General features: G+C 37.0%; 15 protein-coding genes. 11 read left to right on the forward strand and 4 right to left on the reverse strand.

Annotation, left to right across the window (positions count from 1 at the left end; genetic code table 11):
* Positions 1–250: 250 nt before the first annotated feature.
* Positions 251–550 (reverse strand): hypothetical protein, encoded by a 300-nt coding sequence (locus tag AC4IFE_RS02335; RefSeq protein WP_490754551.1) that lies wholly within the window; start codon positions 548–550, stop codon positions 251–253.
* Between the two features lie 134 nt (positions 551–684).
* Between AC4IFE_RS02335 and AC4IFE_RS02340 the strand changes: the two genes are divergently transcribed.
* The gene (locus AC4IFE_RS02340; protein ID WP_490754552.1) at positions 685–3,117 is read left to right on the forward strand and encodes an alpha-ketoacid dehydrogenase subunit alpha/beta; all 2,433 of its coding nucleotides are present in this window, start codon (positions 685–687) and stop codon (positions 3,115–3,117) included.
* Between the two features lie 71 nt (positions 3,118–3,188).
* Here the strand turns inward: AC4IFE_RS02340 and AC4IFE_RS02345 are convergent, their stop codons facing one another.
* Positions 3,189–3,575 (reverse strand): winged helix-turn-helix transcriptional regulator, encoded by a 387-nt coding sequence (locus AC4IFE_RS02345; RefSeq protein ID WP_490754554.1) that lies wholly within the window; start codon positions 3,573–3,575, stop codon positions 3,189–3,191.
* Positions 3,576–3,697: 122 nt separating this feature from the next.
* On the opposite strand from AC4IFE_RS02345, the gene AC4IFE_RS02350 reads away from it, so the two are divergent.
* On the forward strand, positions 3,698–4,759 hold the full coding sequence (locus AC4IFE_RS02350; RefSeq protein WP_490754556.1) for an NADH:flavin oxidoreductase: 1,062 nt from the start codon (positions 3,698–3,700) through the stop codon (positions 4,757–4,759).
* A gap of 198 nt (positions 4,760–4,957) precedes the next feature.
* Here AC4IFE_RS02350 and AC4IFE_RS02355 read toward each other — a convergent pair whose 3' ends face one another.
* Entirely contained in the window at positions 4,958–5,119 is a 162-nt protein-coding gene (locus AC4IFE_RS02355; RefSeq protein ID WP_490754558.1) for a bacteriocin-like protein, read from the reverse strand.
* Positions 5,120–5,294: 175 nt separating this feature from the next.
* On the reverse strand, positions 5,295–6,497 hold the full coding sequence (locus AC4IFE_RS02360; RefSeq protein ID WP_490754560.1) for a C1 family peptidase: 1,203 nt from the start codon (positions 6,495–6,497) through the stop codon (positions 5,295–5,297).
* A 231-nt stretch (positions 6,498–6,728) separates the two neighbouring features.
* Here AC4IFE_RS02360 and AC4IFE_RS02365 point away from each other — a divergent pair, with 231 nt between their 5' ends.
* The 9 genes from AC4IFE_RS02365 to AC4IFE_RS02405 all read left to right on the forward strand — a co-directional run bounded on the left by AC4IFE_RS02365 (position 6,729) and on the right by AC4IFE_RS02405 (position 13,810).
* Positions 6,729–7,247, forward strand: coding sequence for an RNA polymerase sigma factor (locus AC4IFE_RS02365; RefSeq protein ID WP_490754561.1), 519 nt, complete (start codon positions 6,729–6,731; stop codon positions 7,245–7,247).
* Positions 7,248–7,258: 11 nt separating this feature from the next.
* On the forward strand, positions 7,259–9,733 hold the full coding sequence (locus tag AC4IFE_RS02370) for a vWA domain-containing protein (protein ID WP_490754563.1): 2,475 nt from the start codon (positions 7,259–7,261) through the stop codon (positions 9,731–9,733).
* A gap of 116 nt (positions 9,734–9,849) precedes the next feature.
* Positions 9,850–10,353 (forward strand): GbsR/MarR family transcriptional regulator, encoded by a 504-nt coding sequence (locus AC4IFE_RS02375; protein WP_490754565.1) that lies wholly within the window; start codon positions 9,850–9,852, stop codon positions 10,351–10,353.
* Positions 10,354–10,543: 190 nt separating this feature from the next.
* Positions 10,544–10,900 carry a hypothetical protein gene (locus tag AC4IFE_RS02380; RefSeq protein WP_490754567.1) on the forward strand — a complete coding sequence of 119 codons (357 nt, stop codon included), beginning with the start codon at positions 10,544–10,546 and terminating at the stop codon, positions 10,898–10,900.
* 5 nt (positions 10,901–10,905) lie between these two features.
* Complete coding sequence (locus tag AC4IFE_RS02385) at positions 10,906–11,718, forward strand: DCC1-like thiol-disulfide oxidoreductase family protein (RefSeq protein ID WP_490754569.1); 813 nt, start codon at positions 10,906–10,908, stop codon at positions 11,716–11,718.
* Between the two features lie 10 nt (positions 11,719–11,728).
* A complete protein-coding gene (locus AC4IFE_RS02390) occupies positions 11,729–11,869 on the forward strand; it encodes a hypothetical protein (protein WP_490754571.1) in 141 nt (46 codons plus the stop codon).
* A gap of 48 nt (positions 11,870–11,917) precedes the next feature.
* Positions 11,918–12,511, forward strand: a complete 594-nt coding sequence (locus tag AC4IFE_RS02395; RefSeq protein ID WP_490754573.1) for a fatty acid desaturase — start codon at positions 11,918–11,920, stop codon at positions 12,509–12,511.
* A gap of 172 nt (positions 12,512–12,683) precedes the next feature.
* Positions 12,684–13,388 (forward strand): YqjF family protein, encoded by a 705-nt coding sequence (locus AC4IFE_RS02400; RefSeq protein WP_490754575.1) that lies wholly within the window; start codon positions 12,684–12,686, stop codon positions 13,386–13,388.
* Between the two features lie 161 nt (positions 13,389–13,549).
* Entirely contained in the window at positions 13,550–13,810 is a 261-nt protein-coding gene (locus AC4IFE_RS02405; RefSeq protein ID WP_490754576.1) for a hypothetical protein, read from the forward strand.
* Positions 13,811–13,966: the final 156 nt, after the last annotated feature.

Here is a 13,966-nt window from a genome sequence, read left to right on the forward strand (position 1 = left end):
CTTACAGCCTTAAACCGGCAGAGGTAAAACGAATTTGATAGCCGGTTAGGAGTGGCTGTTCCTATCCCTAAATAATGATTAGTAATTGATGTTTTTTCTGTCTTAAAATTGAGAAATATATAAATCATGCCCCCTGCATTTGATTTAAATACGAAAGTCCCGTTACTCATTTTATCTGTAAGAACAAATCAGTGAATTATATACCCAAAAGAAATAAAATTTTGAAAAACAAAATGTTTAGATGATAGATTTAATCAATTATTTTTACGGTCACAATAAGAACTGCTAAAACAATACAAAATAAAGCGATTAAAAATAGATAATCCGCAATGGTCTCATATTTATTTTCTCGCTTTTCGTTTTTGGTTCTGATAGCCATAAACGAAAAAAAGCAGCTGCATGAAAATAACAGGCATGCTATACCGGCAAACTCATCCAGATGTGTATTCCCACTGATTTTAGTGATTTTGAGCGAGGTGATGATAATCAGCGAAAAACCTAAAAGGTTGCTGGACGCATTCAGAATGTGGGTTGACTTTTTTTCCATCATTTACAATTTTTTTACAATATAAAACACAATTCGTTTATTATCAAATTTTTAAAAAAGATTATTGAAAATTAAAATTAATTTAAAAATTGTATATTAGCGGCATACTTGAAGAATAAAAACTTTTATATCTAGCTATGCAGACAACCTATATTGAAACACAGCAAATTTCTTTCCAGGACTTTAAAAACCAGATACTTGAAGATTACAGGTTAGGGAAGATATCACGTGAGATGTCTTATCTTGGAAGAAGAGAAGTGCTTACAGGAAAAGCTAAATTCGGAATTTTTGGGGATGGTAAGGAACTTCCTCAGCTGGCAATGGCGAAAGTTTTCAGAAATGGCGACTTCCGTTCAGGATATTACAGGGATCAGACTTTTGCATTAGCAGTAGATGCTTTAACAGTTGAAAGTTTTTTCGCACAGTTGTACGCAGATACAAGCGTTGAAAGAGAGCCTGCATCAGCTGGAAGACAGATGAACGGGCACTTTGCCACAAGAAGTTTAAATGAAGATGGTAGCTGGAAAGATCTTACGGCGCAGAAAAATATTTCTTCGGATATTTCCCCTACAGCAGGACAGATGCCTAGATTATTAGGACTGGCTCAGGCTTCCAAAGTGTATAAAAGTGTAAAATTCGACGGTTCTGAGAAGTTTTCAAAAGGAGGTAATGAAGTTGCTTTCGGAACAATTGGAGATGCTTCTACAGCAGAAGGGCATTTCTGGGAAACGTTGAATGCAGCCTGTGCGCTTCAGGTGCCCATGATTGTTTCTATCTGGGATGACGGATACGGAATTTCAGTTCCAACCAGAAACCAGAGAGCAAAAGCGGACATTGCTGAAATGTTGAGCGGCTTCCAGAGAAAAGAAGGGGAAAACCAGGGCTGCGAGATCATTCAGGTAAAAGCATGGGATTATCCTTCCTTATTGGATGCTTATGCCAGAGCCGAACATTTTGCCAGAACAGAAAGTATTCCGGTCGTAGTGCATGTTATTGAGGTTACACAGCCTCAGGGACACTCAACCTCAGGATCTCATGAAAGATATAAAAATGAAGAACGTCTTTCCTGGGAAGCAGATTTTGACGGTATGGTGAAATTCAAAGAATGGATCCTGAATTATTCAATAGAAATTGAAGGAAAAGAAGAGATTATTGCTTCAGCAGAAGAATTGGATGCAATAGATGAAGAAGCTAAAAAAATAGTAAAAGCAGGCCAGAAGAATGCCTGGGAGAACTATCAGAAGACCATTACGGATTTAGCTCAGTCTGTTCTTCCGTTAGTTGAAAACCTTAAAGGTCAGAATGCTGAAATCGAAGGATATATTGCTCAGTTCAATAAATTGGTTTCCAAAGCTAAAAAAGATATTTTCCATCTGACGAGAAAAGCTTTACTGGCGACTAGAGGAACAACTTCTGCGGAAAGGACCCAATTGATGCAGAAGTACCATGAAGTTTTTGAAGTAGAAAAAGATAACTATTCTTCCCACTTATATTCACAGTCTCAGTGGAAAGCTGAAAATGTGAAGGAGGTGAAACCTGTTTTTTCAGAAACTTCTGAAGAAGTAGACGGAAGAGTGGTGGTAAGAAATAATTTTGATAAAATTTTCGAAAAATATCCTGAAACCTTGGTATTTGGTGAAGATGCCGGAAATATCGGTGATGTGAACCAGGGATTAGAAGGAATGCAGGAAAAATATGGTGAAGTACGTGTAGCAGATACAGGAATCCGTGAAGCGACCATTCTTGGCCAGGGTATCGGTATGGCGATGAGAGGTCTGAGACCTATCGCTGAGATCCAGTATTTAGATTATATCCTTTACTGCTTACAGGGAATGAGTGATGACCTGGCGACTGTACAATACAGAACAAAAGGCGGTCAGAAAGCTCCTGTAATTATCAGAACAAGAGGACACAGGCTGGAAGGTGTGTGGCATTCAGGCTCTCCAATGGCTGGAATCCTTAACCTTTCTAAAGGAATCCTGGTCCTGGTGCCGAGAAACCTGACGAAAGCTGCAGGATTCTACAATACAATGCTTCAAAGTGATGATCCGGCGGTTATTGTTGAATGTCTGAACGGATACAGATTAAAAGAAAAGCAGCCAGATAACTTAGGTGAATTCACTGTTCCTGTAGGAAAAATTGAAGTAACCAAAGAAGGAAAAGATGTTACCCTGGTAACTTACGGTTCTACCTGGAGAGTTGTAATGGATGCGGCAGAACAATTGGAAAAACTGGGAATCTCTGCAGAAGTTATCGATGTTCAGTCATTAATTCCTTTTGATTTAACAAATGAAATTGCTGAAAGTGTGAAAAGAACCAACAGATTGGTTGTGATCGACGAAGATGTGGAAGGCGGTACATCAGCATTTATTCTTCAGCAGATCCTTGAAAAGCAGAAAGCATTCAGATATTTAGATTCAGATCCGTTGACGATTGCAGCTAATGATCACCGACCTGCTTATGCAAGTGACGGAGATTACTTCAGCAAGCCATCTTCAGATGATATGGTGGAAAGAATCTATGCTATGTTCAATGAAACAGACCCTCAGAAATATCCTGCGATATTTTAATTGGGATTTTTAAATAAAATTAAGCCGTTTTCAGAATTTCTGGAAGCGGTTTCTCTTTGTTATATTGCAATTTAGGCTCTGACTTCCTTTCGGTTTTCCTTATCCAATAAGCTGCAGTTTTTTTCAGAATTAAAATCTTCAGTAGTAAATTTCGCTTCCCATTCTTCCAGTAAATATAAAATCGGCAGCAATGCCAGTCCTTTTTCTGTCAGAGAATATTCAACTCTCGGGGGCAGCTCTTTAAACTCTTCACGAATAACCAGTCCGTCGCTTTCCATTTCTCTCAACTGGTCTGTTAGAACTTTTCTGGAGATGACATTAATCCGTACAGCTAATTCTCCGAAACGTAATTTACGGTCTTTAATCACCAAAACAATAATTGGCTTCCACTTGCTTCCCAGCGCAGACATTGCCTTGCCCAGAGGACAGCTGTATTTCATCAGTTCATTCTTTACCATATGTTACTTTTAAGTTACTAATGTAAGTTACTGCGAAGTTACCACTATTTTTCCAATGAAAGATACAAAAACAAACTATTATTAGTTACTTTGTGTAACAATTATAAAATACCAATTAAAAAATGAGCACAGAATCATTATTTAAACCATTTGTTTACAAAAATCTGGAACTTAAAAACAGGCTCGTTATGGCTCCTATGACCAGAGCACAGTCTGATAATGGAGTTCCTACCCAAAATATTGCAGACTACTATTCAAGAAGGGCAGCTTCAGAAGTAGGATTGATTCTTTCTGAAGGAACTGTGATCAACAGGCCATCCTCAAAAAACATGCAGAATATCCCTGATTTTTATGGAAATGAAGCATTGGCGGGCTGGAAAAATGTGATCGATGCCGTTCATCAGAATGGCGGCAAAATGGGACCGCAGATCTGGCATGTAGGAGATACCAGAATGTCCGAAGATTATCCGCTGGCACCTATGGAAAAAGCTTCAACAATGACTCTGGAGGATATTCAGGATACCATTGCACAGTTTGCTGCCTCTGCAAAATCTGCAAAAGACTTAGGTTTTGATGTCGTTGAGGTTCATGGAGCACACGGCTACCTTATCGATCAGTTCTTTTGGGAGGTGACCAATACGAGAACAGATGAATATGGGGGAAAAACAATCAAAGAAAGAAACCGTTTCGCAGTAGATGTCATTAAAGCTATCAGAGCTGCAGTAGGAGAGGATTTCACTATTATTCTTCGTCTTTCACAATGGAAGCAGCAGGACTACAGCAGCAGGTTAGCTGCTAATCCGGAAGAAATGGAAGAATGGTTATTGCCATTAAAAGAAGCCGGCGTAGACATTTTCCATTGCTCGCAACGCCGCTTCTGGGAGCCGGAATTTGATGGTTCAGATTTAAATTTTGCAGGTTGGGCAAAGAAAATCACAGGTCAGCCGACGATTACGGTAGGTTCCGTAGGTTTGAAAGGAGATGTCATGGGTGCTTTCGCAGGACAGGGAACTGAAAAAACCGACCTGACCGAATTGATCAGAAGACTGGACAATGAAGAATTTGACCTTGTTGCTGTAGGACGTGCACTTTTACAGGATCCTCAGTGGGTTCAAAAAATAAAAAACGGCAATACAGACGAGCTTCTTGACTTTTCAGCAGAAAGCATGGCGAAACTGTATTAAGAAGGCAATTGTGAATGGTCAATTTTGCTTCGCAAGTGAATAGAATTAACTCAGCGAAAATAAAAAATTGACAGCGAAGCGAATTCACTATTCACCATTCACAAATTATATTTTTCTTTATTTTTATATTATAATTTTTCACCTATTTATTTAAAGAAACCCGCTTTCAGAATTTCTGAAAGCGGGTTTTGATTGTTGTTAATCCGGGCATTCCATAGTATCTGAAATACATTTCCAGTGGGCTGGAAAACCATTTTTCGGGGGAATATAGCATGCTGTTGTTCCTGCCGGGCAATCAGGTGCATTTCCACCATTGATTTTCTTTAGATCAGGTTTAGTTAATTTTTTTAGATTTTTCATATCGTAATGATTTATTGGATAATAAAAATATAATATTTTCACTGATTAGGGAAATATTATTTAAATAGATGTTGCATATATTAAAAAAATAACCGCGCTCCAGAATTTCTGGAGCGCGGTTTTAACAGATTTAAATATCTAAAATTACCGTAATGACGGCAACAGTGATTATTTCTTATAAGCCAATGTTTTTGGTAGGCTTCAGTTGCTTACGAATACTTTTTGGAACTGCATTCTTATGAACTAAGATGGCCGTTGATTTATATTCTACATACGGTCTTGTTACATACAGATAACCCTCGAAATCATTGGTTACACCCCAGGAGTTTTTTACCATATAATACTCTTTACCAGTCTGGTCTTTTGCCAGTCCTACGATGTGCATACCGTGGTCATCCGTTGTAGAAAGGTTATTAAGAGCTTTCTGACGCATGTCTTCCGTAATGGTTTTATCTTTTTTAGGCTCAGTGAACAATGTTTGCTTGTTTTCAGCAGTGATCTGATTAAGATCCATGTCCGGCACATAAGCTACCCCGTTTTTGTAAGAGAAATAAGGTTCGGAAACGTCCGTTGCCCATCCTACAGAATATCCTTTGTTCACTGCATTGTCAATAATAGCTGTAAGATCTTTCATCGGAAGATTCCAGTCAGAATCATGGCTCCAGTTATCCGGAATCGGAACTACAAATTTCTGGTAATACGGATAATCTTTGTAAGAAGAGATCTCGATATAATCTTCAGGGTTGATTCCTACAACTTCCTTAGCGAATGTTTTGGGAGTGTAATTTTTTCCTTCATACGTAAAGTTAGCCGGAACTTTTCCTAGATATTCATCCAGAATTGCATCTACAGAATCCATCCAGTTATCCGTAAGCTGTGCTTTTGATCCTGCCTGAACAAGACTGTCTAAAACAGGTTTCAGTTTCCCCTGCATCTCCTTAAAGTTATTAAGGGTCTGCCCGGATTTCAGTCCTGTATAAACATCCTGAGGTACGGCACCGTATTTTTTGTACATATTTACCACATCATGCAGCTCACCGCCATCTCCCCAGCTGATAGCGCCGCTGTTGAGAACATATAATTTAGCTTTATCATGATAAGAATTTCTTGCTGTGAAAATTTCAGCAAGATCTACAGGTTTTTTACCCATTCTCTGCATTTCGGATTCAAGGAAAGAATTTCCTGAGTAGCTCCAGCAGGTTCCTGATGAACCCTGGTTCTTTACTGAAGTAGCTCCTACGTCTTTTAACGCTGTGAACTGAAAATTAGCATTTTGAGATTGATTGTTCTTTAATTTGTTGATCAAGTCATCTTGGGCAAACATCATACTTCCTGCAGACAAAACAAAAAGTAATGAGGCAATTTTGGTATTTTTCATTACTATAAAAAGATTATTTATATGAATAGTCGTTCATATTAAAGATTTGTTACAAAGGGAAAAGTTAAATTTGGAAGTCAAAAAAGCCAGATAAAACTGAAAAAAATTCCGAAGTAAATAAATGTATTTGTTATCAGTTAATTAAGTATTTTGCTTTTTATCAAAAAAAAGATTTAAATGTTTCCAACCCATCCAACCGTTTATGCATCTATTACAGTATAAAGCCTGACTATGGAAAAAGAATTACTAATAGAATGCCAGCGTAACAGCCGCAGTGCACAGCGGAAAGTCTACGAGAAAATGGCGGGCAGGCTGTACTCAGTCTGTAGACGCTATCTGAAAAACGATGAAGATATTGAAGAAGTATTGGCCGATACTTTTTACAAAGTATTCACCAAAATCACTCAGCTTCAGAATCTGGATACTTTTGAGGGATGGGCTAAAAAAATTGCAGTCAATGAATGCCTTCAGAAACTGAGGGCTACCAAGACACAGTTTATCTCTATGGATGATGGTTTTGCAGAAACATCCGGAACCTTATCGGAAAGCATTTCATTTGAAAAAGATATTCTGAGCCTGCTGAATTTTCTTCCCGAAGGCTGCAGAGCCATATTCAATCTGTTTGCCATTGAAGGATATCCGCATAAAGAAATTGCTTCCATGCTGTCGATAAGCGAAGGGACATCCAAATCCCAGCTCAATTTTGCAAGGAAAAAACTACAGGAGCTTTTAGTCAATCAGAACATTTAAACTTTAGGAAAATGGAAAATAATCACGACATAGATAAAAGATTCAATGATGCTTCTAAGCTTTCAGAAGAGCCGTCTGTTTTTCAGGGTTTTGATAGAGTTTGGGCGAAGGTTGAAGAAAAATTAGATACAAAAGAGGAGAAAAAGAGAATATTACCGGTTTGGCTTCCTTATGGAGTTGCAGCCAGCTTAATTCTCGGTCTGGGAGCATTTTATTTTATCAGCAAAAATGGAACTGTTGAAAATTCAGCTCCTTTAATTGTAGAAAACAGGACTGAAACACATCCTGAAAAAAGGAACATTTATACAGTAGACAGCACAGTTAAATCGAATATTGAAAAGGAAATCGAAATTTCAAAATCACCACAGAAACCCCTTTCTTTAGCAAAAAATGAAGATCCGAACAGCAAGAATAAAACCTTAGCCGTTAATAAGAATGAGGAGAGGTATGCGTCACGAAAAAATGCTTACTCAACAGATGAATATTATATCAAAAAGAAAGAAGCCGGTAATGTAACTGTTGCCCAGGTAAAAGGAGGTAAGCAGGGAGATACTTTACAGACGCAGAATATTGAAGAAGTTGTTGTAACAGGATTTGCGCCTAAAAAAGTACAGGCCTATACCTCAAGTGCTGTTAGCGTACAGTCTAATTATATTGCATCAAATACTGTTTCCCAGGCACTTCAGGGAAGAGTAGAGGGAGTCCAGATTCAGGCTTACGGGACTAAGCGGAGAAGAAATGATAAAATTGCAGAGAAACTCAGTACAGTTAATAATATCTATTCAAATAATAATCAAATAAATATAAGAGGTGCTGCAAGTCTTACAGGGACAAATGAACCTTTATTTGTGGTTAACGGTGAAATAGTACAGCGTGATTATTTCAATGCGTTGAATCCAAAAAAAATTGAAAGTGTAGAAGTTGTAAAAGGAGCTGGTGCAACAGCATTATACGGAAGCAGGGGAGCGAACGGAGTTATTGTAATAAAGACCAAAAGGCTTTCCGGTAAGGAGAAAAGAAGGATGGAGGAAATACAGAAAACAATCAGCCAATACAAGCAGAATACTGTTTCCGATAATGAAGACTATGATGCATTTGAAGAAAACCCATTTGAGCTCACCAGGAATCAGCCGCTGTCAACTTTTTCTATTGATGTGGATAATGCGGCCTATTCCAACATCAGAAGAATGATCAATAATGGACAAACCGTAGATAAAAACGCGGTAAGGATCGAAGAAATGATTAATTATTTTAAATACACCTATCCTCAGCCGAAAAATAACGATCCGTTTTCCATTAATACAGAATACAGCAATGCACCCTGGAATCCTGCGCATAAACTTTTAAAAATAGGTCTTCAGGGAAAAAATGTTGCGATGAACAAAGTGCCTGCATCCAATCTTGTATTCCTGATCGATGTTTCGGGATCTATGAATGAGCCGAATAAGCTTCCTCTTCTGAAATCTTCTTTCAAAGTACTGCTGGATCAGCTCAGACCTGAAGATAAGGTTGGGATTGTAGTGTATGCCGGAAGTGCAGGTATGGTACTGCCACCGACTTCTGCCAGAGAGAAAGAAAAAATAGCTCTTGCACTGGACAATCTTCAGGCAGGAGGAAGTACGGCAGGCGGTGCAGGAATTGAGCTCGCCTATAAGCTGGCTCAGGAAAATTTTATTAAAAATGGCAACAACCGGGTAATTATAGCTACGGATGGAGATTTTAATGTCGGTGCTTCTTCCACTTCAGATATGAAGACCTTGATTGAAGAAAAAAGGAAATCCGGAATTTTTCTGACCTGTCTGGGCTTCGGAATGGGTAATTATAAAGATAATATGCTGGAAACTTTGGCGGATAAAGGAAATGGTAATTATGCTTATATTGATAATATGCAGGAGGCCAATAAATTCCTGGGAAGGGAATTTGCCGGTAGCATGTATGCGATTGCAAAAGATGTAAAAATCCAGATTGAGTTTAATCCTAAATATGTGAGCTCCTACCGTCTCATTGGATATGAAAACAGGAAACTGAGAAATGAAGATTTTACCAATGATAAAATTGATGCCGGAGAACTGGGAAGCGGGCATACGGTAACAGCTTTATATGAAGTAATTCCTGCCGGTGTGAAATCTGAGTTTCTGCCTGAGGAAAATAAATTGAAATATAACAAAACTTCCCTTTCAGGAAATTTCAATGGTGAACTGGCAACAGTTAAATTCCGGTATAAAAAACCGGATGAAGATAAAAGTGTTGAGATTATTCAGATTATAAAAAACTCTGATGAACCGGCTACATCTGCTAGTCCTGATTTTAAATTTGCATCATCTTTAGCCTGGTTTGGGCTGGTCTTGAGAGATTCAAAATTAATAGGCAAAAAAGACCTTAACGATATTGAAATGCTTGCCAGAGAAGGTAAAAGCAATGATGAAGAAGGGTACAGATCCGAATTTGTAAGATTGGTAGAAACGTACAAAACCATTCAAAAGTAGATTTAAAACAGACATTATTACTAAAAATGTCTGTTTTATTTTAAATTTATCTTTCAATAATTATTGAAAATTCGAAAAATATAATTACATTTGTTACAGAATTAAAATAGTTAAAAATGAAACTTTCGGAAGCAAAAGAAAAGTACATTCAGACTTGGGGGACCTTTGCCACCAACTGGGGAATCAACCGTACGATGGCGCAGGTTCATGCACTGCTTCTGGCCAATGGGAAACCTTTATCCACCGATGAGGTAATGGAGCAGCTGGAAATTTCAAGAGGAAATGCCAATATGAATCTCCGCGCTCTGATAGACTGGGGCATTGTAAAAAAAGAATTTGTAAAAGGAGAGCGGAAAGAATATTTCGTGGCAGAAAAGGATGTTTGGTACCTGTTTAAGCAAATCACGAAAGAAAGAAGGAAGAGAGAAATAGAACCGGTAATTTCTTTCCTGGAAGAGCTGAAAAATATAGAAGATAACAATTCTCAGGAAGCAAAAGAATTTATAAAGCTTATGAATGATTTCAGCTCCGTGACTGGGAAGATCAACAATATTATGGATCTAGCAATCAAAAGTGATGATCACTGGCTGGTAGGCAAAATCACCAACCTGTTAAAATAGAAGAGGAGTGAATCCTTTTTTATTTGAATTTAATTTTCAAAAATTACTGAAAATATAATATTTATAAGATATTTAATAAAAATACCGACAGAATGAAAACACTCATCTTTAAGATCTGGATGTATATTACTTTCAGATCCAACAATAAAAGAACCAGGGGCGATTTCCTAACCTTTTAAAATGAATAATCATGAAAACATTTGCAAAATATGACTTTTATATTCAATTAGTAATTTTGGCTGCCGGAATTATAATCGAAAGTACAGGAATATTTGGTGGAGCATTTTATTTTGTGGTAGGTATTCCGCAGTTCGTTAGCTTTTTGATCAGAGCCTTTCAACCGGAAAAAAAATCTGTTTTATACACCATTTATGGGATTTTAATTCTGCCGGTCTGGGTCTCCTTGTTGCTTGTTTTCGGACTTAAGATGCACCCGGAAATTGCTGAATTGCTTTTACTGATCTTAATGGGTGCTTTATTTTACAGTCCGGTTATGGCCGTAATCTATATCTATGACAATTTTAGACTTTACAAATCTTATAAATAATTGCTATGAAAACCTTAAAAAACCACACCCTGATCTACGACAATGAATGTCCCATGTGTAATATTTATTCTAAAGGTTTTACAAAAATTGGAATGCTTGATGAGAATGGGAGAGAAGCCTTTACAGAAATATCTGCCGCCCATAAGTCTATCATAGATTTCAATCGTGCAAAAAACGAGATTGCATTGATAGATCACGGTAAAAATGAAGCGGTGTATGGATTAGACAGCCTTCTTCTGATCATTGGAAATTCCTTCCCACTGCTGGAAAAAATTGCCAGGACAAAACCTTTGTACTGGTTTTTCAAAAAACTGTATTCATTGGTTTCCTATAACCGGAAGCAGATCATTCCGTCAGCAACAGATCATACCGACCAAGCCTGTATTCCTGATTTTAATTTGAAATACAGAATACTATACATTGCTTTTGTGATGATCTTTTCAGCATATATTTTAAGTATATTTTCAGTAAAGCTGGGATTTAACCTGAATCATAATTTTACAGGAGAATTGAGCATTTGCATCGGACAAATGATCTGGCAGACTGTATTTCTGAGAATTTATTTAAAAGATAAAATCTGGGATTATCTCGGAAATATGATGACAGTTTCTCTGATTGGAACTCTGCTTTTAATTCCTGCTTTACTGACCAATTTCTCCCCTTCTTTTTATATCATTTATTTCGGAATTGTTGTATTAATGATGTTTCTGGAACACATAAGACGATGCAGACTCCTAAAATTGAACGATCTTCCTACCATCTCATGGATCCTGTTCAGAATAACAGCTTTGGCACTTATTATTTGGCTTACCCTTTAAAATTGAAAACATGGACCATCTTGAACTTATTAAAAAAGTAGAATGGAAAGACCTCAGAACTCTCTCCGTTAAAGAAATGCTCATTGAAAACAATATCAGTCTGCCATGGTTTTTTATTTCGATATTCCTGGCTTATTATGAATATTCCTGACTGGCTCTTCCTTTTTCTGCATTCTATTTTCTGACGGCACTCAGACAGGTGCATAATGGTTTCCACAATGCTTTGGGGACAGGAAAATTTCTAACATGGCTCTCCCTGTATCTGAACAGTATTTTGATGATGACATCTATTCATGCGGTAAAATTTAACCATATCAGGCATCATAAATTCTGTCTTTCAGAGGAGGATTACGAAGGCAAATCTGCCTCTATGAAATGGTATGAAGCAATCCTGTATGGCCCGAAGCATATGTTCATGATCCACTGGATCACCTTTAAAAAAGCCAATAAAAAGTATAAAAGAAATATGATGGCAGAACTTGTTTCAATAGCTGTTTTTGCTTTTATAGTGTTCTATTTTCAGATTAATTTTCTGATCTATCATGTATTGATCATGCTTTTCGGAGAATTTTCAATGGCATTCTTTGCAGTATGGACTGTTCATCACGATACCCATGAAGCCCCTAATATTGCAAGAACACAGCGCGGATCCTGGAAAAATAAAATTACTTTCAGTATGTTTTATCATATGGAACACCACCTTTTTCCTGCAGTCCCAACGATTAAACTAAAGGAACTTGCTGCAAGAATAGATAAGGAACTACCGGAGCTGAACAAAAAACAGACTTTTTAATTCTTTAATCATATTTTCCTTAAAAATTACATGAAAAACTTCTTGCTGGAACGGAATGAGTTAATTAAAACAACGGCAGAAACAGTTAATTAATCTGAAATATACTATATCCCATATTTTTAACTGCAGTTCGTATCTCGAAACCCGGACCCAAAATAAAAATAACAAAAAAATGAACTTCCTAAAAGCAGAATGGCAGAAGCTGGCCATCATCAATTACGAAATAGATCCTGAAATTTTGGAAAAATATCTTCCTGAAGGTACGGAACTCGATTTTTATCATGGAAAATGCTATGTGAGCTTGGTTGGATTTATGTTCTTAAATACCAGATTATTGGGTCTTTCAATTCCTTTTTACCGGAATTTCGAAGAAGTAAACCTGAGATTTTACGTTAAAAAGAAGGAAAAGAATGCTTGGAAAAGAGGGGTAGTTTTTATCAAAGAGATTGTTCCCAAATACGCGCTAAGTTTTGTAGCTAATGCATTTTATAAAGAGAACTACAAAACGATGCCAATGAACAATGATATCCAGATAAATGATGACGAACTGACAGTCCAATATTCCTGGAAAGACAAAAGCTGGCATTCTCTCCGGATCACAGCCGACTGTAATGCAATTCTAATGGAAAATGATTCGGAATTTGAATTTATTACAGAGCATTATTTCGGTTTCACCAAAAGAAAAAATAAAACCTCAGAATATGAAGTCTGCCACCCAAAATGGGATCATTATCAGATCAAAGATTATCAGCTGGATATAGAATTCAGTGCCCTTTATGGAAAAGAATTTGAGTTCCTGAACGAGCAGATTCCTGTTTCAGTAATGCTTGCGGAAGGTTCTGAAATTGAAGTGAATACAAAGAAATATATTGTATAACTTTTTTAAGCAGTTGAAAGAAGTAAAAGGTGAAGGATTGCTTTATTCGACTTGTAACAAGCTAACTTAAACAAGATAAAAATTATGGTACGATATATGTAATATTTACTTAAACCTAAGTGAATCAATTGATAATTAATCATTTAAAAAAAGTAAATGTCATGAGAAATTTTTTTATATCAACACTATTGTTACTAGGCTTATCAATGAATGTGAATGCCCAGAAACGTCCACCGGCTCCTCCACATCCATCCAAAAGTGAGCTAATCAGCAGTAAATCGCGTGAGCTGGACAAAAAATACAATACAGAAAAGAAACTGATTATGAATCATCCGCTTGCGACAAAAAAGATGAAAAGAGATCAGATGAAAGCTTTAAATGAAAGATACCGGACCGAGAAAAGATTACTTAAAAAACTGTAATCCCGGATCTTTTTAAAATTATATATTAAAACAGATAAAAAGCCGTTTTCACCAGCTGAGAACGGCTTTCTTTATTTTTTTCTGTGCTTATTTCGGCTTTATATAATTTTCCTGAAAGTAAAAGATTGAAAAGAAAAAAATAACCAGGAAATATAA

It is taken from the genome of Chryseobacterium sp. UF-81, assembly GCF_058245105.1.